The 19,642-nt window shown below is 68.7% G+C and carries 16 protein-coding genes; 3 read left to right on the top strand and 13 right to left on the bottom strand.

What is annotated here, in order from left to right; genetic code table 11:
- Nucleotides 1-51 precede the first annotated feature (51 nt).
- Both AC1VNM_RS06545 and AC1VNM_RS06540 read right to left on the bottom strand, forming a co-directional pair.
- On the bottom strand, nt 52-1,491 hold the full coding sequence (locus tag AC1VNM_RS06545; RefSeq protein ID WP_483106283.1) for a DUF2169 family type VI secretion system accessory protein: 1,440 nt from the start codon (nt 1,489-1,491) through the stop codon (nt 52-54).
- Complete coding sequence (locus tag AC1VNM_RS06540) at nt 1,463-3,535, bottom strand: type VI secretion system Vgr family protein (RefSeq protein WP_483106282.1); 2,073 nt, start codon at nt 3,533-3,535, stop codon at nt 1,463-1,465. Before AC1VNM_RS06540 ends, AC1VNM_RS06545 begins: the two co-directional genes overlap by 29 nt.
- Nucleotides 3,536-3,789: 254 nt before the next feature.
- Between AC1VNM_RS06540 and AC1VNM_RS06535 the strand changes: the two genes are divergently transcribed.
- Complete coding sequence (locus tag AC1VNM_RS06535) at nt 3,790-4,515, top strand: hypothetical protein (protein WP_483106281.1); 726 nt, start codon at nt 3,790-3,792, stop codon at nt 4,513-4,515.
- A gap of 32 nt (nt 4,516-4,547) precedes the next feature.
- Entirely contained in the window at nt 4,548-5,282 is a 735-nt protein-coding gene (locus tag AC1VNM_RS06530) for a hypothetical protein (RefSeq protein WP_483106280.1), read from the top strand.
- A gap of 158 nt (nt 5,283-5,440) precedes the next feature.
- Here AC1VNM_RS06530 and AC1VNM_RS06525 read toward each other — a convergent pair whose 3' ends face one another.
- The 11 genes from AC1VNM_RS06525 to tssA form a co-directional block, all read right to left on the bottom strand.
- Nucleotides 5,441-6,076: a PEP-CTERM sorting domain-containing protein gene (locus tag AC1VNM_RS06525; protein WP_377155233.1), complete on the bottom strand. Its 636-nt coding sequence runs from the start codon at nt 6,074-6,076 to the stop codon at nt 5,441-5,443.
- Nucleotides 6,077-6,331: 255 nt separating this feature from the next.
- Nucleotides 6,332-8,983, bottom strand: coding sequence for a type VI secretion system ATPase TssH (gene tssH / locus AC1VNM_RS06520; protein ID WP_483106279.1), 2,652 nt, complete (start codon nt 8,981-8,983; stop codon nt 6,332-6,334).
- Nucleotides 8,980-10,227, bottom strand: a complete 1,248-nt coding sequence (gene tssG, locus AC1VNM_RS06515; RefSeq protein WP_483106278.1) for a type VI secretion system baseplate subunit TssG — start codon at nt 10,225-10,227, stop codon at nt 8,980-8,982. The genes tssH and tssG overlap by 4 nt, the downstream gene beginning before the upstream one ends.
- On the bottom strand, nt 10,224-12,134 hold the full coding sequence (gene tssF, locus AC1VNM_RS06510; RefSeq protein WP_483106277.1) for a type VI secretion system baseplate subunit TssF: 1,911 nt from the start codon (nt 12,132-12,134) through the stop codon (nt 10,224-10,226). Before tssF ends, tssG begins: the two co-directional genes overlap by 4 nt.
- 4 nt (nt 12,135-12,138) lie before the next feature.
- Nucleotides 12,139-12,633: a type VI secretion system baseplate subunit TssE gene (gene tssE, locus AC1VNM_RS06505; protein WP_088404496.1), complete on the bottom strand. Its 495-nt coding sequence runs from the start codon at nt 12,631-12,633 to the stop codon at nt 12,139-12,141.
- Between the two features lie 70 nt (nt 12,634-12,703).
- On the bottom strand, nt 12,704-13,507 hold the full coding sequence (locus AC1VNM_RS06500; protein ID WP_483106276.1) for a type VI secretion system accessory protein TagJ: 804 nt from the start codon (nt 13,505-13,507) through the stop codon (nt 12,704-12,706).
- 19 nt (nt 13,508-13,526) lie between these two features.
- Nucleotides 13,527-14,024 (bottom strand): Hcp family type VI secretion system effector, encoded by a 498-nt coding sequence (locus AC1VNM_RS06495; RefSeq protein WP_377155238.1) that lies wholly within the window; start codon nt 14,022-14,024, stop codon nt 13,527-13,529.
- Between the two features lie 190 nt (nt 14,025-14,214).
- Nucleotides 14,215-14,694 (bottom strand): Hcp family type VI secretion system effector, encoded by a 480-nt coding sequence (locus AC1VNM_RS06490; protein ID WP_377155239.1) that lies wholly within the window; start codon nt 14,692-14,694, stop codon nt 14,215-14,217.
- Between the two features lie 220 nt (nt 14,695-14,914).
- Nucleotides 14,915-16,414: a type VI secretion system contractile sheath large subunit gene (gene tssC / locus AC1VNM_RS06485; RefSeq protein ID WP_377155240.1), complete on the bottom strand. Its 1,500-nt coding sequence runs from the start codon at nt 16,412-16,414 to the stop codon at nt 14,915-14,917.
- Between the two features lie 66 nt (nt 16,415-16,480).
- Nucleotides 16,481-16,990: a type VI secretion system contractile sheath small subunit gene (gene tssB / locus AC1VNM_RS06480; protein WP_377155241.1), complete on the bottom strand. Its 510-nt coding sequence runs from the start codon at nt 16,988-16,990 to the stop codon at nt 16,481-16,483.
- Nucleotides 16,991-17,070: 80 nt separating this feature from the next.
- Entirely contained in the window at nt 17,071-18,102 is a 1,032-nt protein-coding gene (gene tssA / locus AC1VNM_RS06475; protein ID WP_483106275.1) for a type VI secretion system protein TssA, read from the bottom strand.
- Between the two features lie 320 nt (nt 18,103-18,422).
- On the opposite strand from tssA, the gene AC1VNM_RS06470 reads away from it, so the two are divergent.
- On the top strand, nt 18,423-19,568 hold the full coding sequence (locus tag AC1VNM_RS06470) for a glycoside hydrolase family protein (protein WP_483106274.1): 1,146 nt from the start codon (nt 18,423-18,425) through the stop codon (nt 19,566-19,568).
- Nucleotides 19,569-19,642: the final 74 nt, after the last annotated feature.

The following is a 19,642-nucleotide window of genomic DNA, read 5'->3' as shown; positions in this document are numbered from 1 at the left end:
GGCGGTTGCGGGGGAAGGTCGGAAACGGCGTGTCTGCGCCGACGCAGGCGGCTACATGGCCGGCTGCGCCAACACGGCGCGCAGCTCGGCGAGCCGCTCGCGTTGTCCGGGCGTCGTCGCCTCGATCAGGCGGGCCTCTTCCAGCCCATGTTGCGCGCTGACGCTCCAGCGCCAACAGATGTCGACGACGCCGTCGTCGCTATCGATCAGCACGGTGTCGATCACGGGGTCGAAGCAGCGCACGTCGCCCTCCGCATCGATGCCCATGAGGACGAAGCCGCGATCCGGCAACTCGAACATCGTCATCCGATGGCCGCCCTGGACGGGCCTCGCTGCCGGGTGCGACCGCGGCCAGAGGTTGTCCAGCACGACGCGCTCGCCGCCGCGCAGCGGCCGGCATTGCTGATCCGCGGGCGCGCAGTTCCAGTAGCGGAAATCGAAGTCGGGGTTCAGCGCCAGGCCCGCGGCGACGTGCGCCGGATCCGGCGCCTCGCGACCGATCCAGCCGACGCGCGGCGCCCAGCCGCGCTCGATCGGGCCGAGGCCCACGGTCTCCAGCGACTCGCGTCCGGCGGCGACATGCCAGAAGTCGTCGACGGTGACCGGCTGATGCGCGAGCTCGATCTGATGCGCCGGCAGACGGTCGAGCTTCGTCGCCTGCAGGAACCATTCGCGCGTGAATCCCCGCCCCGCCGGATTGAACCGGCTGGCCTCGTGCGCGAGCGGACGTTGCGGCAGGTCCGCCGACGCATCCGGATGAGCCGCCAACTGATCGGGACGCAGGTGATGGCGCGCGGGCACCTCGCTGGCCACCGGGCTGCCGACGTCGATGCGGCTTTGGCCGCCGAAGCCGTTTTCATAACGGAGCGCGCAACGCTCGATCGGTTCGGCGGCGCTGAGCATCCAGTCATCCGGCCCTGAAGCACGGCCGTCGCGACCGTCGCGACCGTCACCGTCGGCGGAACGTCGCATCCACCAGCGCGGCCCGTGCACGCGCACCTGCTTGTCGATCAGCACGTTGAAGGCCTCGCGCGCGGACACCGGTTCGGGCGAAGCCGACGTCGCGGTCGATGCCGATGTCGCGCCGGTGGCCGGGGCCTTCGGCTCGAACACACGCAGTCGCGCGACGAAGGAGGACACCGGCGTCGCCTCGGGTGCATGCGCCGATCCCACGACGAGCACGTCGCACATCGGCTTGTACGGCGCGAGGTCGCTCTCCTCGCGGATCGTGAGCGCGGGGTTGCCGTCGTGCGGCAGGTCCTCGTCGTTGAGCGGCGCGGGCGCCTCGTCGAGCAGCAGCGGCGCCACGCCGGCCTCGTCCGGCTCGCCGAGCCGGTAGCGCTCCTTCAGCACCACCGTGTGGATCAGGCGCAGCGCCGGATCCAGCGCGTCGAACTGCAGATGCGACCGCCCGGTCAGGTCGCGCAGGATCAGTCGCGGCAGGTCGGCGCCGCGCAGGTCCTCAACCGACCGGGTTGGTGTCGACGTCATCGCCGTGCACTTCCACTTTCTTGTCGCCGCGGATGATCACTTCCTTGCCGCTGATCTCGATCCGCCCGTCCTTGGTCATGAGCAGGCTGCTCGCGCCGACGGTGATGCTCAGGCGATCGCCGGCGGTGATGTTGATCGAATGCCCCACGGCGGTGGTCTGGTTGAGACCGACCACGGTGGCCATCAGTCCGCCGACGTTCAGGTTGTAGCCCAGGCCGACGTTGTCCATCCGTCCGAGACCGACGTTCTGCATCGAGGCCAGCGTGATCGTCTCGGTCTTCATGCCGCCGATGGCGATCTCCTGATTGGCGCCGATCGAGATGGTCTCGTTGATGCCGACGTCTTCCGTGCGGTTCATCCCGATGGAGATCTTCTCGTCGAGGTCGACGCGCTCGGTGCGGTTCTTGTGCACCGTGATCGTCTCGTCCAGGTCAACCGTCTCCGTGCGGTTGCCCTTCACGAACACCGTCTCATGCCGATCGATCGTCTTCGTCCGATCCCGTCCGACCCAGTGCGTCTCGTCGTTCTCGACCTCGATGTCCTGGTTCTTCTCCGCGTGGATCCACAACTGCTCGTCGCCGTGCTTGTCCTCGAAGCGGATCGCGTTGGCGTTGCCGTAGCTGCCACCCTTGGTCGAGCGCGTCAGGAAGCCGCTCTGCGTTGCGTTGGCCGGCAAGTCCCACGGCGGCAGGTTCTCGCCGTTGTAGGTCCGCCCCATGATGATGGGCGCGTCCGGGTCGCCTTCGATGAACCCGATGATCACTTCCTGCCCGATGCGCGGGATGTGGATGCCGCCGAAGTTCGAGCCCGCCCACGGATGCGCCACGCTCACCCAGCACGAGCTGCGCTCGTCGCTCCTGCCGCGCCGGTCCCAGTGGAACTGCACCTTCACCCGGCCGTACTTGTCGGTGTGGATCTCCTCGCCCGCCGGACCGCTGACGATGGCCGTCTGCGGCCCCGCCACCAGCGGCTTCGGGGTGCGCCGCGGCGGCCGGTACTGCTGCGCCGCCGGGATGCAGTTGAAGCTGCAGCGCAGCCCCGTCTCGCCCGAGCCCGCCTCGTTGGCCGCCTGGCTCAGGCTGATCTGCGTGCCCGTGATCAGGTACTGTGCGTTCTCGCTCTCGCGCGGATGGCGGGTCAGCGACAACAGGTGCCCCGTCTGGACACCCTGCGCGTTGGTCGTGCCGTCGTAGGTCTGGAACTGCGTCTGCAGCTCGTCGAGCCGGTCCTCCACGTACTGCGACCCGTCGCCCGTCTGGATGTAGCCGCCCGGGTAGTCGAAGATCTCGCCGTCGGACAGGTCGTAGTTGCGCGCCACGCTCTGGTTGGTCTCCAGCGACGTCGACGGCCGCTGGAAGTCGTAGTCGGTGATCACGACCTTGCCCGGCTTCACGCACTCGGCGCTGCTCCAGTTCTGCACGTACTCCAGCTGCGGCGTGGCCTGCGCGCCCGAGCCGTAGAACGGCAGCGACTCGCAGCCGGGCCTGGCATCGTGCCCGCTGGCCGAGTCGCACAGCACGACCTTGTGGCCGCCCTCGTCGTGCTCGACGTACCAGTAGATGCCTTCGTGCTCGAGCAGCCGCGCGACGAAGTTGAAGTCGGTCTCGCGGTACTGGACGCAGTAGTTCCAGGTCCGGTACGGGCGCAGCAGCTTGAACTCGTAGCGCGCGACCGGGTGATCCTCGAACACCTGCTTGACGATGTCGGGGACCGACAGCTCCTGGAAGATGCGGCAGTCCGAGGTCCGCGACAGCAGCCACAGCCAGGGCTTGAGCTGCATCTCGTAGACGCAGTGCTTGCCCTCGAAACCGCGCTGCGCGAAGCGCGTCACGTAGCCGCTGAGGTAGCGCGGCGCATCGTCGCGCAGCGCGATCGTCAGCGTCGCGGGCTTGCCCAGCAGCTCCGAGGCCTGGATGTCCTTGCGTTCGCTCAACAGCGTCAGCGTGGTGTCTCCAGCGTCGCTCAGAGCCTCCCGCGACACACAGGTGTGCACGCGCAGAGTCTCTTCAGGCAAGGCGGTCTTGAGGCGGAAAGGTGAGGCCATGGATCTTGCTGAATCGTTCTGGTCCGCACGGTAGGGGGCGCCTATCGCGCAAGTAAGAGGCGAAGGTCACTTCGGGCGACGATCGCCCGCGACGCCGCCGGGCGCTTCCTCCTCCGCCTCGGAACCAGGGGGCAGGACTTGCCCCGCTCGAAACATCCCGTTGCGAATTCCCGCCTGTGCAGAGGCCAAAGTCACTTCGGCGCGCCCGGCCCGCCCGGTACCTTCCGGTTCATCCGCATTCTGAAGAAGCGCCGATGCCTGCTGCACGCATTCCCGGACCATTGGGCGCCGGGGCCAACACATTCGAGATCGACGACGGCACGATGATCCGCGCCGCATCCCCGCTGGTGTCGCCGGTCGGCGCCGCGCCGCGCGCCGAGAAGGCGCCCGCCATCGACGACGACACCCGCGCGCTGGCCGCCGTCGCCTACGGCGAGGGATCGACCGGCAACGTCTACGAGGAGATGGCCGCCATCGCCAACGTGCTGGTGCGTCAGCAGAAGGCGCGCGGCTTCGCGTCGATCAGCGCGTTCATCAAGACGGACAAGACCTTCGCGTTCGCCGCGCATGACGGCAACCAGCGGCACAACAAGCTCAAGAAGGCCACGGCCGAAGAGATCGCCGCCGACACCGGCATGAGCGACGCCGTGCGCGGTGCGCGCAACGCGCTGAGCGCCACCGGCACGGACTACGCCAACGGCGGCTACTTCTGGGACGGCGCCGACATCAAGTCGAACTACGACAAGCACCCCAAGGTCAAGGCCGGCATCCACATCACCGACCCGAAGCACAACATCTACGGCATCAAGGACAAGGACGTCCCCGGTGAAGAATGGTGGCGCAGCGCGGCGGGCGCCAAGACCAAGCTGCGCGGCAAATGGGATTACAAGTACGAGTCCACCGCCGCGTACGGCGGGACCATCTTCTGGAAGTACAACGACGACTTCGTGAAGGCCACCAACAACAAGGTGTACGACTGATGCCCCGCCTGCCCCGTCCGCTCCGCGCTTCGATGAGCCACCCCCTGCGCTGTTCCCTGCGCCGTGCGCTGCCTCGATCGCTGCAGGTTGCCGCGACCGCCCTCGCCGGCTCGCTCTTCGTCGCCTGCGCGGCGCACGCCGACGCCGTGGCCAGGAATGCGACCGAGCTGCGCGACCTGCTGCGCGGCACGGCGACGCCGGCAGCGCTGGAACCGATCAAGACCGAAGGCTGGTGCGGACCGCAAGGCTGCTTCGTCGACGTCGGCGAGCTGCGCCTCGACCGCGACAAGGGCGGCTTCGCCAAGGCGCCAGGCGGCAGGCAACTCGTCCTCGTCGAGCACAAGGCCATGGGCGGTGAGCCGCTTCCGGACATCGACTGGACGTCGACGGACGCCTACCGCGTGACGTCCGGCGGCCAGCGCTGGGGCACGTGCATGGAGTTCGCGCATACCGGCATCGGCAAGAGCGGCGTGTACCAGCGCTGGACCAGCGTGGTGCTGGTGCCGTTCAACGGCGGCAAGCCCGCGGGAACGGCGCATCGCTTCGTGGGCTACTGGGCCGGGTGCGATTCGTTGCAGGCCACCGCGACCCAGGGTCAGGTCGTGCTGCCGGTCATCGAGCGCGGTGAGCCGTCGGCGTCGAAGCCGCTGCGGCTGGTGAACCAACAGTGCAGCGCCAAGAGCTGCGACGGACAGATCGACCGTCGGGTGATCGATGGAGATCCCGCCAGCGAAGATGGCACGCTGTCGATGCGCGACGCGCGCTGAGTTCCTGTCGCCGCTTCGGCTCCCAGCCTTCCCACGTCCTACGGCACCGTGCTGCGTCAATCCGCGCCGGACGTGAAAACGCCCGCGAGTGCGGGCGTTCGAACCGCCGCCGGATGGCGGGGTGGTCGGACGGATTCGTCCGACGATGACTTCAGCGATCAGGCCGACTTGCGGCGACGCACGACACCGACCGCCGCCAGCGCGAGGCCAGCCAGCGCCAGCGACGCGGGTTCCGGCACGGCGTTGCCTTCCAGCGCGAACGCAACGCTCTCGCCGCTGCGCAGGCCCGCGCCCTGCTGGTACAGCTGACCGCCCACATGGCTGTAGCCCCACACGCCCAGGTCGGTGTTGTAGAAACTGGCGTAGTAGGTGCCGGCCGCCAGAGTCAGGTTGAGCAGATCGTCGGTGGTGGCCGTGCCCTGGAGGCCGCCGAGGTCCGTCGTCGTGAAGTCGCCGGCGACGAGCGTCTGGCTGAACAGCTGCGCGCCCGGCAGGCCGTCGCCGCCGATGCTCCACACCGAGAACGTCATGCCGTTGTTCCAGTACGGCGCCGAGTTGTAGATGTTGACGCTGAAGCCGGTGATGTCGCTGGCCGAACCCAGCGTGAACTGGTCGAAGACGCGGTAGGTGCCGCCGCAGCCCGAGCACCACGGCGACGCGGGCGTGTTGCCGGTCAGGCTGGGGAACGACTGGAACACCACGTCCGCCGAAGCGGTCATCGGCAGCGCGGCGCAGGCCAGTGCAACGGCGCCCAGGGACAGGCGGGCGGTCGTGAAGAGGGAGCGGAGGGTCATGGTGTCGTCGTTGGAATGAGGTTGGACCAACCATCCCAACGCAGCGTCCGTGCCAGGCTTCAATTTCCCAGTCACGTCAATGACTTACGCTGACCATGCCCCTTGCTTCAGTGACAAGCTGTAAAGGAGTTCGACACTTGTTCATGGGACATAGTTCACGAATCGTGGGCATGCCGCTTGAAAAGTCGAATTCCACTGCCCGGCAGCTGGTCGCTACTTCGCCAGCGTCACCGGGCAAGGACCTCCCCGTCGTACTCAGTCGAACGCGTACGCGAAGTCCCCGTCCTTCACCGCCAGCTCGACCTTCGTGATCGCCTGGCCGTTGGTGACGCGGGTGAGGTACTCGCGGCTGATGCGCGGCAGCACGGTGTTCGTGAGGATCGCATCGACCACGCGGCCACCGCTCTCCACCTCGTTGCAGCGGCTGATGATCAGCTTGACCACGTCGTCGCCGAAGGTCAGCGGCACGCCGAGGTTCTCGCCCACGCGCTTCTGGATGCGGCCCAGTTGCAGGCGCACGATCTGGCCCAGCATCTCCTCGCTCAGCGGGTAGTACGGGATCGTCACCAGGCGGCCCAGCAGCGCCGCCGGGAACACCTTCAGCAGCGGCTCGCGCAGCGCCTTGGCGATGCCGTCCGGTTCCGGCATCAGCTCCGGGTCCGCGCACAGCTTCATGATCAGGTCGCTGCCCGCGTTGCTGGTCAGCAGGATGATCGTGTTCTTGAAGTCGATGTGGCGACCCTCGCCGTCTTCCATGCGGCCCTTGTCGAAGACCTGGAAGAAGAGCTCGTGCACGTCCGGGTGAGCCTTCTCGACCTCGTCCAGCAGCACGATGCTGTAGGGGCGGCGACGCACCGCCTCGGTCAGCACGCCGCCTTCGCCGTAACCGACGTAGCCCGGGGGCGAGCCCTTGAGCGTGGAGACCGTGTGGGCCTCCTGGAACTCGCTCATGTTGATGGTGATGACGTTCTGCTCGCCGCCGTAGAGCGCCTCGGCCAGCGCGAGCGCCGTCTCCGTCTTGCCCACGCCCGAGGTGCCCGCCAGCAGGAACACGCCGATCGGCTTGCTCGGGTTGTCCAGCCCGGCGCGCGAGACCTCGATGCGCTTGGCGATCATCTCCAGCGCATGGCGCTGACCGACGACGCGCTGGTTCAGCGTGTCCGCCAGTTGCAGCACCGCCTGCACCTCGTTGCGCACCATGCGGCCCACCGGGATGCCGGTCCAGTCCTGCACCACCGCGGCCACGGCCTGTTCGTCGACCTGCGGCAGGATCAGCGGCGCATCGCCTTGCAAGGTCGTCAGCTCCGAACGCAGGCCGTGCAGTTCGGTCAGCAGCGTCTCGCGCTCGGCCTCTGCCGGCGCGCCCTCGCCATCCTTGCGCAGCAGTGCGTGCAGTTCCAGCACGCGGTCGACCATGCCCTTTTCCTTCAGGTGACGCGCTTCCAGCTCCGCCTTGCGCGTCTGCGCCTCGTCGAGCTGCGTCGCCACGCGCTGCTTGCGCTCCGCGACGTCCATGCCGATCGCACCCTCGCGACCGATGATCTCGCGCTCGATCTCCAGCGCCTGGATGCGGCGCAGGCAGTCCTCGAGTTCCGCCGGCGTCGCATGCTGGCTCACCGCCACGCGCGCGCAGGCCGTGTCGAGCAGGCTCACCGCCTTGTCCGGCAGCTGTCGCGCCGGGATGTAGCGATGGCTCAGGCGCACCGCGGCTTCGATGCCCTCGTCGAGCAGCGCCACACGGTGGTGCTTCTCCAGGATCGACGCCACGCCGCGCAGCATCAGCACGGCCTTGTGTTCATCGGGCTCGGGCACCTGCACAACCTGGAAGCGCCGCGTCAGCGCGGGATCCTTCTCGATGTGCTTCTTGTACTCGGCCCAAGTCGTCGCCGCGATCGTGCGCAGCTTGCCGCGCGCCAGCGCCGGCTTGAGCAGGTTGGCCGCGTCGCCGGTGCCCGCCGCGCCGCCCGCGCCGATCAGCGTGTGCGCCTCGTCGATGAACAGGATGATCGGCTTGGGCGAGGCCTGCACCTCGTCAATGACCTGGCGCAAGCGGTTCTCGAATTCGCCTTTCATGCTCGCGCCGGCCTGCAGCAGGCCGATGTCGAGCATGTACAGCGATACGTCCTTGAGCTGCGGCGGCACGTCGCCCTGCGCCAGGCGCAGCGCGAAGCCTTCCACCACCGCCGTCTTGCCGACGCCCGCCTCGCCCGTGAGGATCGGGTTGTTCTGGCGGCGACGCATCAGGATGTCGACGATCTGGCGGATCTCCTCGTCGCGGCCGGCGATCGGATCGATCTCGCCGTTGCGCGCGCGCTCGGTCAGGTCGACGGCGTAGCGCTTGAGCGCTTCCTGCTTGCCCATCGCCGCGGGCGCGATCGCGCCGCTCGCGTCACCGGGGGCAGCGCCCGGCTCGGCCGCGCGCATCGCGCGTTCGGGCGAGCCTTCGAGGATCTGGTTGAACTTCTCACCCAGGTCGTCGACGTTGATCTTCTCGAACTGCTTGGACACCGACAGCAGCACGTTGCGCATCGACGCCGTCTTCAGCAGCCCCAGCACCAGGTGGCCGGTGCGCACCTGCTGGTCGCCGAACATCAGCGAGCCGTAGACCCAGCCGCGCTCGACCGCGTTCTCGACCCAGCTCGACAGGTCGGTCACCGAGGTCGCGCCGCGCGGCAGCCGGTCCAGCGAGGCCATCAGGTCCGACGACAGCTGCGCCGCGTCCAGCCCGTAGTGCTTGACGATGCGATGCAGGTCGGAATCGGGCGTGTTGAGGATCTGGTAGAGCCAGTGCTGCAGCTCGACGTACGGATTGCCCCGCAGCTTGCAGAACACGGTGGCGCCTTCGATCGCCTTGTAGGCCAGCGGATTGAGCTTGCCGAAGAGGCTGGTGCGGGCGATTTCAGTCATGACGATGCTCCCTGTGATGCCGGCGGCGTGGCCCGTCCCTTCACCCGCTGTTGCGGATGCAGGTGCAGGTCGCCCCGGTCGTGACGATGCGGACGGCCGCCCGAGCGGCCCGTCCAGGAGGTGAAGCCCAGGCGCGCGTTGCCGCTGAGCGCCGCGGCGGGCACCTCGTCGCGGCGCAGCACGGGCTGCAGCTCCCATTGCAGGTTGTGGCCGACGTACTGCCGGATCCAGTCGTTCAGCGGCCGCCACGCGTCGCCGTCGGGCAGGAAGCCCTCGTACTGGCGCAGCGTCAGCGGTCCCAGGACGACGCGGAAACGGTATTGCCGGTCCCAGGCCTTGTTGCCCGCGGACGTGTTGCGGCCCAGACGCGGCAGCTCCCTGCCGATGCGCTCGGGCCGCTGGCGCGCGAAGCCCAGCCGCGTGCGCTCGCCGTCCTCGACGGGCAGCCAGTGCGGCACATGCTGCTCGATGCGCACCGGCACCTTGAAGTGGGACGACAGGATCTTGGCAAGGCCTTCCGGATGCTGCGCGCGCCCGCCGTGCAGGCCCGCCTGGAACAGGCGCGCGGTCTGCGGCAGCGAGTCGCCGGGCCGCTGCGCGCCGTCCAGTCCGGTCGCCGCGCCCAGCCAGGCCGCGTAGCGGTCGGTCGCGGGCCGGTCGTGCTGCACGGCCGGTTGCGACTGCGCCCAGGCGCGGTAGAAGTGCAGCAGCAGCCGGTGATGGAAGACGTCGAGGAAGCGGCTCAGCGTCGGATCGCCGCGCTGGTGCAGCCGTTCACGGGTGTACTCGGTCAGGTGCAGCGGCATCGGCCCTTGCGGGCCGAGCAGGCCGAAGAAGCGCACGCCGAGGCGCGGCGCCGGGTTCTGGCCGCGCGTCAGGCTCTGCAGCGCCGCCGGCGCAAAGTCCAGCTCGGGCTCCTGGCCCAGGCGGATCGCCTCCTGCGAGGGGCGCAGACCGCGTCCCAGCCGCGGCACGTCCGGCGTCAGGCCCTCGATGCGCCGCAGCAGCGCGAAGAAATCATGCGCCCAGGGCGTCGCCTCGACGTCCTCGAAGAGTGCGCGCAGCGCGGCTTCGCGCTCATTGCGCTTCTCGGGCCGGCGCGCGAGCAGCGACTCGGGCGTCGGCGCGGCGCCTGCGTCGGCGCCGGCATCGGACGCCTGCGCGACGGCACCACCACCGGACGTGCCGGAGGCGTCCTCGTTGGCGTCGTCACCAGAGGTCGAGCCGGGGCCGTGCAGGTTCATCCGCGCTCCTCGTCGCGCGCGCTGTCGCCGCGACCTTCGGCGTCGCCGCCGATGCGCGGGGCCCAGCGCTTCACGAGGCCGCGCTGCGTCGTGCGCAGGCTCAGTTGCGTGAAGCTGTTGATCGCCGCGTGGCGCGTGAAGTAGCGTTCCAGCACGCTGGCGAAGAGGAAGGTGCTGTGGCCCTGGAAGGCGTGTTCGTCGAGTTCCAGGGCGATCTCCGCGCCGGTGCCGTAGCTCAGCGGCCCACTGAACGGCAGCCGCCGCACGACGGGTTTGGATTCGACCGCACGCACGCCCTCGACCTGACGCAGCCAGCCGGGATCGCCCGGTGGGCCGTACAACGCCAGCAGTCGTCGCAGGGTCGCGGCCGCCTGCGCGGGCGGCTCGTCGGCCCAGGGCAACTGCTGCTGCGTCAGCAGGCCGACCAGGCTCCAGCCCGCTTCGCCCGCCGGCTGGCGGTTGACCGGCCGCGTCGGACCATGCACCGCATCGACCTTGAGCACGGGCCCGGCGGCATCGAGCCGCCACACGCCGGCACCGTTGTGCGGCAGCAGCATCGGCAGGTCGCGGTTGGTGACCAGCGCCGAGACCGACAGCTGGCGGATGTCCTCGCGATACGGCGCATGGCGCGGATCGACCAGGGAGATGAAGACCTCGTCGCCGATGTAGCCGGTGCGCGGCCCCTGCTCCTTCTGGCGCGTGGACATCAGCCGCGGCTCGCGCCGCGCGGTGTAGAAGCCGGGGGCATCGGGCGGCGCCTCGTGATACGTCGCGTAGAGCGGCTCGAAGCCCTGCTGGCCGAGCGCCCCGGCGCCGTAGCCGATGACCGACTGCAGGCTGTGGATCTCGTAGTCCATCGGCCGGGTGCGGTCCGGCACGACGTGATATTCCCAGCTGCCCGTGCCGAGCTGGATCCGGTCCAGCCGTTTCGGGAACAGGTTGATCGCCGGCGTGCAGTGCAGCGAGACGCTGTCGACATCGACCATCGCCTCCAGCGCCCCGTCACCGCGGGAGAAGAACAGCACGATCTCGAAGGACGTGCCGTCGATGCGCGCGAGGCGGTCGGCCAGTTGATCGATCTCGAGGAACAGGAAGCGCCGCGGCATCGCGGCGAGCTCCTGCATCAGCCGGCTGCCGGAGAAGTTGCGGTGGGTCTCGGGCAGCAGCGCCTCGTCGGGCGCGAAACCCAGCGGACGGATGCTCGTCGCAGGCCGCCATTGCAGGGGCACGGTCGACGCGTCGATGCCGTCGCCGGTGACGAAAGTCCCCAGCGGCGCGCCCAGCGCCAGTTCATGCAGGCGATAGGCGACCTCGTCCGGCGCGCTCAGATACAACGCGAGCCGGTCGAGTCCGAGCTGCCGCACGGGGATGCCGCCACCGGTCTTGAGCCTGAGCCGCACGCCGCCGCGGCTGCCCGCCGCATCCGGCAGACGCGACACCGGCAGGTCCGGCGCGTGGGTGAAGTACTGGACGTCGTCCAGCGTCAGCGGCCACAAGGTGACGTCATGGGCGGTGCGGAATTCGCAGCGCGTGTCCTGCCCGCGCGGGATGCCGGACTGCAGCACGCTGCCGCGCGGCACCGGATGGCCCTTGGAGAGGTTGGGGTCGGTCGGATCGACGCTCAGGCGCGCGATCATCATCGACGGGATCGGCGCCAGGAAGTTCGGGTAGATCGATTCCAGCAGATGCGAGATCAGCCGCGGGTGCTCGGCGTCGAGCTTGAGCTGGACGCGCGCGGACAGGAAGGCGAAACCCTCCAGCAGCCGCTCGACATAGGGATCGGCGACCTCGGCATCTTCCAGCCCGAGGCGGGCGGCGATCTTCGGAAAGTCGCGTGCGAATTCGGCGCCGACCTCGCGCAGGTGGGCGAGCTCGTCGTTGTACAGGCGCAGCAGGCGCGGATCCATGTCCTCAGCCCTCGCGCACTTCGACCTGACCGGCCTCGAGGTCCATCTGCGTGCGCAGCAGGATCTCCAGCGGAATCGGCTGCGCCCACAGGTGGCCGCGGATGTCGAACTCGATCACGTTGTGCGTGTCCATCACGCTCTGCGTCTCGATCGCGCGGACCTCCAGCGTGTCGGGCAGGATGCGCGGCTCGAAGCGCAGGATGGCCTGGCGGATCTGCTTCTCCAGCAGATGCACGTCGATGCGCGAGGCCAGTTGCCCCGACAGCGCCGGCAGTCCGAAGTTCAGCACGCTGTCGCCCACGTGGCCGTAGGGATCGCATTCCTTACCCATCGGCTGGATCGCGTTGAACAGCCAGCCCAGATCGCGCAGCACCGCCTGGCGCAGCTGCGACTTGGTCATGACGCGGCGCTCCTCCGCCTCCACGCGGTGGAAGGGATCGTCGTCGGTCAGCCGGTCCAGCAGGGCCGGCTGCAGGCGGTCGCGGTGGATCTGGCTCATGAGCGGGTCGAGCGGGTCGAGGGAATCCGGAGCGCCGGCACGCCGCGGCTGGCCGCGCGCGGCGAGGCCGTCATGGCTGGCGCAGTTCGATGAGGCGCGCGTCGAGCAGCCCGGTCTCGCCCTGGTCGGTCATCAGCACGCGCTGGCCGACGCCGGCGTACTGGTCGTCCTGCGAGCCCGGCAGCGGCTGCCATTCGGTGCGGCGCGCCATCCAGACGCGCTCGTCGTCGAAGGCCACGCTGCGCGGGTAACGCGTCGGGATCAACGCGACGGAGCCGCCGCCGTTGGGGAATTCCAGGTGCGCCGCGGACCACACGAGATCGCGCAGGTCCGTCGGCGGCTCGATGTGGATCTCCTTGATCGCGGAGAACGGGACCCAGCAGTAGCGGCCGTTGATCACCGCCTCCAGCACCGGGCCGATGCGCGAATCGCCGTCGCAGATCCAGTCGAAGGCCTGGCCGTCGATCGAGCCGGCCGTCGCGGGCGCGGCGTCCAGCGCCTGCGCACGCAGTTGCCGCGCGCCGGCGACGTCGCCGTCATGCTCGAGCTTCAGCGAATGGACCAGGTTGGCGACCCACTCGGCCGGCTCGCCCATCACCATCGGCGTGGTGCGGCCCTCGAAGACGGCCTCGCGCACCAGCTCGCACTTCAGCGCTTCGCGGTAGGTGTTGACCATCGCCAGCGTGCCCGCGTCGAGTTCGCCGCAGACCTCCAGCTGCGCGGCCGCACGCGCCCATTGGCCCGTCACCGCCAGCAGCTGGAACAGCATCGTGCGCAGCTTCGCGTCCTGCGGACGCTGACGGACTTCCGCCTGCGCCGCGGCCAGCGCCTCGGTCGGGCGGCCCGCCGCCAGCAGTTCCTGCACTGCGCTCATTCCATACTCCTCAAGACACTCAGGTGAGGTCGTCGTCGAAGGTGTGCGTGCCGCCCATCGCGCCCTTGGCGTTCTGGGTGCGGTACTCGATGTTGACCTTCTGGAAGCTCATCGAGATGCGCTCCACCGGCGCGCCGGTCTCGTCGCAGTCGATGTCGTAGGACGCGACGCGCGCCTTCTCCAGCGTCAGGCAGAAATAGTCCTCCTGCGAGCCGCCGGCCTTGCGCAGGTAGAGCTTGGCGCTCTTGACCTCGTCGTTGGTCGCGACGGCGCTCATCAGCGCGGTGCTCGCGCTGTCGAGGCCCTTGGTGATCGTCAGCTGGCGGTAGCTGCGGCGGCCGGTCTGCTGACCGGCCACGGCATCGCCGGCGGCGCCCACGCCCCAGCTGAAGCCGCGCACGACGATGTCGTTGGCGTGGCCCGCCGAGGTGGACTCGCCCTTGACCTTGCCCGCCCGCTTGAGCGACAGGTCCAGGTACATGTCGGCGCTGCTCGCGCCGCTGGTCAACGGATTCATCTTTCGCTCCGGCATGGACAACGGATGACGGCGTCGGACGCCAGCGGGTGGCACCGGACGGCATCACGCGCCGCCCTTGCTCACCGTCATTCGTTGTCCGAGCGCGGCGCGACAGACCGGAGCCTGCCGCGCCGCGGGGATCGTCGAGGGTGCCGCGCCGACGCGAGCCGGCACCGCACCCGTCAACACATCAACGCGTTTCGGTCGTGGCAACGTTCCAGCCGAACTTGACCGCGCCGCCCAGGCCGCCCTTGGCGTCTTGAGCCTTGTACTCGAACTCGATGTCGGCGTAGGACACCGACACGCTTTCGCTGATCTCGCCGCCGGCCGAAGCGGACGGGGAGACCGAGGTCACCAGGACTTGCTTCAGGGTGACCTTCAGGAAGTCCTGCTGGCCTTCGCCGGCCTTGCGGCAGGTCAGGACGGCCTGGTCGAAGTGCTTGCCCGAAGCGCAGGCCTTGGCCAGCACCGGGGACGCCTTGTCGTAGTAGTGCGCGAACACGAACTGGCCAGGAACGCCCTTGCCCTTGCCCGAACCGGTACCGGCGGCGGCGGTGCTTTCCTGACGCACGTCCCACGACCAGGCCAGCAGGTCGATCTCGCCCTTGTGGTCCTTGTGGGTGGATTCGCCTTCGACTCCGGCGAACTTCAGATTGGCGTCGATCGTCATGGTCGGTTTCTCCTAGATGAACTCTGTGAAAACAGTCTCCGCCTCGACGCTGACCGCGACGGAGACCAGGGATTTCGGACCTTGGAAGGTCCGGATGGCGGGGTGCCTCGAAAGTTCAGACCGCGCCTTTCAAGGCGCTCCCTTCAACACGTCGCGCGTCATCGCGCGCGATTCTCAAATTCTTGTGCCGGCGATGACCGCGCGGCGGTCACCGCCCTGCTTACTTGCCCTTCTGCGACGGCAGCGTCGAGACCAGACGCAGCGACACGGTCAGGCCTTCGAGCTGGTAATGCGGACGCAGGAAGAACTTCGACGAGTAGTAGCCGGGGTTGCCCGGGATCTCCTCGACCACCACTTCCGCGGAGGCCAGCGGCTTCTGCGACTTCGTCGTTTCCGACGAGTTCGCCGGATCGCCGTCGACGTAGTTCATGATCCACTTGTTCAGCCACTTCTCCATGTCGCCGCGCTCCTTGAAGGAGCCCACCTTGTCGCGCACGATGCACTTCAGGTAATGGGCGAAACGGTTGCAGGCGAACAGATACGGCAGCCGCGCGGCCAGGTTGGCGTTGGCGGTGGCGTCCGGATCGTCGTACTCGGCGGGCTTCTGCAGCGACTGGGCGCCGATGAACGCGGCGAAGTCCGAGTTCTTGCGGTGCACCAGCGGCATGAAGCCGTTCTTGGCCAGCTCGGCCTCGCGGCGGTCGCTGATCGCGATCTCCGTCGGGCACTTCATGGCCACGCCGCCCTCGTCGGTCGGGAAGGTGTGGGCCGGCAGGCCCTCGACCGCGCCGCCCGCTTCCACGCCGCGGATGCGGGTGCACCAGCCGTAGGTCTTGAACGAGCGGTTGATGTTGGTCGCCATCGCGTAGGCCGAGTTGGCCCACGTGTACTTGGCGTGTTCGCCGCCGCCGGTCTCTTCCTCGAAGTTGAACTCCTCGACCGGGTTCGTCTTCGAGCCGTAGGGCAGGCGCGCCAGGAAACGCGGCATGGCCAAGCCGATGTAGCGCGCGTCGTCGGACTCGCGCAGCGACTTCCAGGCGGCGTACTCGGGCGTGCTGAAGATCTTGGTCAGGTCGCGCGGGTTCGCGAGTTCCTGCCACGAGCCCATCTGCATCAGCGACGGATTGACCGCGGCGATGAAGGGCGAGTGCGCGGCGGCCGCGACCTTGGCGATCTCGCCCAGCAGCTCGACGTCCGGCGGGCTGTGGTCGAAGTAGTAGTCGCCGACGATGGAGCCGAAGGGCTCGCCGCCGAACTGACCGAATTCCTCCTCGTACACGCGCTTGAAGATCGGGCTCTGGTCCCAGGCCGTGCCCTTGTAGCGCTTGAGCGTCTTGCCGAGGTCGTTCTTCGAGATGCTCATCACGCGGATCTTGAGCTGCTCGTCGGTCTCGGTGTTGTTGACGAGGTAGTGCAGGCCGCGCCAGGCCGACTCCAGCTGCTGGAACTCGGCGTGGTGCAGGATCGCGTTGACCTGCTCCGACAGCTTCTTGTCGATCTCGGCGATCATGGCCTCGATCGAGACGATGACGTCGCTGCCGATCAGCGTGGTCTGCGACAGCGCCTGCTGCGCCAGCGTCAGCACCGCCTGCTCGACAGCGGACTTGGCCTCGTCGGTCTTGGGCTTGAATTCCTTGTTCAGCAGCGAGGCGAACTCGCCGCCTTCGTACTCGATGCCCTGCAATGAAGGCGCGTGTTGCGCGAGGGTGTCATCGGCCATGGTGCGTGCTCCGTGGGATCCGTGGGTCGGTTCTTGAATCGGTTCTGGAAAGCGTCAGCGGCGCGCTCACTGCGCGGCGCCGTCGTCGGGCTTCTGGGCCGAGGCCAGCGACTTGAGCAGCGCCTCGTCCTTCACGACCTTGGCGATCAGCTGCTCGGCGCCGGCCTTGCCGTCCATGTAGGTGATCAGGTTGGCGAGTTGCTGACGCGCCTCGAGCAGCTGCTTGAGGCCGTCGACCTTGCGCGCGACCGCGGCCGGGGAGAAGTCGTCCATCGACTCGAAGGTCAGGTCGACCATCAGGTTGCCTTCGCCGGTCAGCGTGTTGGGCACGGCGAACGAGACGCGCGGCTTCATGGCCTTCATGCGGGCGTCGAAGTTGTCGACGTCGAAGTCCAGGAACTTGCGGTCCGACACCGGCGGCAGCGGCTCGGTGGGCTTGCCCGACAGGTCCGACAGCACGCCCATCACGAAGGGCAGCTGCACCTTCTTCTCGGCGCCGTAGAGCTCGACGTCGTACTCGATCTGCACGCGCGGGGCGCGATTCCTGGCGATGAACTTCTGGCTGCTGGTGGCCATGGGGTGCTCCTTGAAGCGGGGATCGGGTGAAAGGCGGAACGTTGAAGAACGGCGTCGAATTCGGTGTCGGTGTCCGGCGCTTACTCGCTGGTCGTGCCGGCGAGCTTCTCGATCTCGTGCACGCCCTCGGGATTGAGGTCGCGCATGATTTCCAGGAAGCTCTTGCTCATCAGCCGCTGCGCGCGGCGGATCAGCAGCGGCGCGGGATTGCTGGGCTCGTGGCGCTCGATCCAGTCGCAGACGCGCTGCAGGGCGCGGACGGCGTCGTCGCGGCTGGCGATCGTGCCGGGCGCGGACACCGCGCCGACGGCCACGCCGCCGAAGCCCGCGGCCGGCACGCCGGCTGCATCGTCCGAGGCGGCCGCGACATCGCCGCCGCCCTGCCCCTGCAGTTGTCCGGCGGCCGCGGCAAGCGGCTTGAACAGACGCAGCAGCGGCGAGAAATCAGGACCTTGTCCGGTGCCGAGCGGCGCTTCGATCGCCGCCACAATGCCTTGCACCGTCGGCAGCGCGTCATGCAGTCGCGCGGCGAAGGCGGGATCGTTCGCGGCCTGCGCCGACAGCCCGGCCATCAGGCCTTCGGGCGACGGCACGGATTCCTCGCCCATCGGATCGGCGTTGCCCAGCGCCAGTTCCACGTCGCGGACCCGGGGACCACCGCGCTGGCCGGTCAGGCTGGCGGCGCGCAGGTCGGCGATGCCGGCCATGACGCTGGTCAGGGGCTGCAGCGCGTTCAGGCGCATCGTGGGATCGTCGTGGTCGGAGGCATCCAGTTGCGGATGCACATGCGCCCACTGTTGTTCCAGCAGACCGCGGATCAGGGCCAGGCCGTCGATGGCGGCGCCCAGTCCTTGCAGCCGGGCACCGGCGCGCACCAGCCAGACGGCGACGCGCAGGTCGCGGGTCCGCTTCGCCAGCGCCAGGGCCTGTTCGTGGACGGCATGCCAGTCGGGTTCCTCGGCCGGGATGATGGTGTCGCCGAATTGCTGCTCGGGTTTGCCCGCACCCGCCGCTTCCAGCGCGAGGAAGGCAGCGTCGTACTCCAGGTCGGCGCCGCACGGGGCGTCGTCCTGCAAGGGGGCAAGCAGCGAATCGAGGTCGAGGTCAGCCATCGCGTCGGAGGCAGCAAAACGGTTGCATGCCATGGACTCTATTGAGGCCTGTAACCGAGCGCAGTGGTCGAAAGTCACTTTGGCGAGAGAGAGGGGGCGCTCAGGCTAGGGATTGCCGCCCGTCTCAAGTCAAGCCCGGACAGCTCTGCGCAACGCGCGACACCCTCTTCCGAGGTACCAGGATGAATGCCAGCCGTCAGCAACATTAACAATGTGTTTCGACGCGGGACAAGGACATCGGGAGACGCTCATACTCCGGCCCCGCAAGACCTGTCCCCTGCGTGGGGGACAAGGTTATCCATCGCTGCAAGAGCTCCCCCATGAAGCATCCGGCTGAATCCCCTTTGAATGCGCTGACGGCTCCGGCCGCGCCGACGCTCGTCGCGCCGTTGCCGCCCGACGCCGACCGCCGTCGCCTGCTGACCCTGGCCGGCGCGAGCGCGCTGCTGTCCGCCTGCGGCGGCGGCGGCAGCGGCGGGGACTCGCCGGCAACGCCCGCGGCGCCTCCGGCGGGATCGCCGCCCGCGTCCCCGCCACCGCCGGCGGCTCCGCCGCCTCCTGCATCGCCCCCGCCCCCGGCAGCACCGCCGCCGGCCGGGTCGCCTCCGGCATCGCCACCGCCGCCTGCATCGCCGCCGCCACCCCCTCCTCCGCCGCCTCCGCCGCCTCCTCCTCCTCCGCCGCCGCCCATCACGTCAGTGAAGCGGGGCGTCGCCTATGACCTCAAGGACGCGGCCGACTTCAACGCGCTGTCCGGCGGGACCATCGGCTGGTGGTACAACTGGGCGCTCCAACCCAACACGACCGTGCAATCGCAGCCGTCCATCGCCGGCGCGCTGGAGCACGTGCCGATGCTGTGGAACTTCAACTTCAACACGGCGCAGGTCGTGACGGCGTTGAAGGCGCGTCCGACGGTGAAGTACCTGCTGGTGCTGAACGAACCCAACCTCACCGACCAGGCCAATCTCTCGCCGGCCGATGCCGCCGCGCAGTGGCCGCGTTATGAGGACGTCGCGCGCCAGACCGGCGTGAAGATCGTCGGCCCGGCGATCACCTGGGGCACGATGCCGAACTACGGCGATCCGGTCGTGTGGATGGATGCGTTCATCGCCGCCTACCGCGCCGCCAACGGGGGCCGCGATCCGCAGATCGACGCGCTGGCCTTCCACTGGTACGACTACGGGCTCAAGGACCAGCTGGACCGGTTGACCAAATACGGCAAGCCGTTCTGGGTCACCGAGATGGCCAACTGGCACAACGGCGCCGGCCCGCACATCGACACCTCCGACAAGCAGAAGGCGCAGATGGCCGACATGGTCAGCGTCTGCGAGAACCGCAGCGACGTGGCCCGCTATGCGTGGTTCACCGGCCGCTGGGACAACGACGTGCACTTCACCAGCCTGTTCGGCGCCACCGGCGTGCTGACGCCGGTCGGCCAGCAGTACAAGAGCCTGCCGAAGGCTTGACGGCCTGCCGATGGGTCGTCGAGGGATGCTGCCGACCTTGCAGCACCCGTTGCAGGAGGCGCAGGCCCTCAAGG

Source organism: Mitsuaria sp. MSU3D (assembly GCF_056867975.1).
Note: the sequence above shows the minus strand (reverse complement) of the source record. Positions and strands in the feature narration are given on the sequence as shown.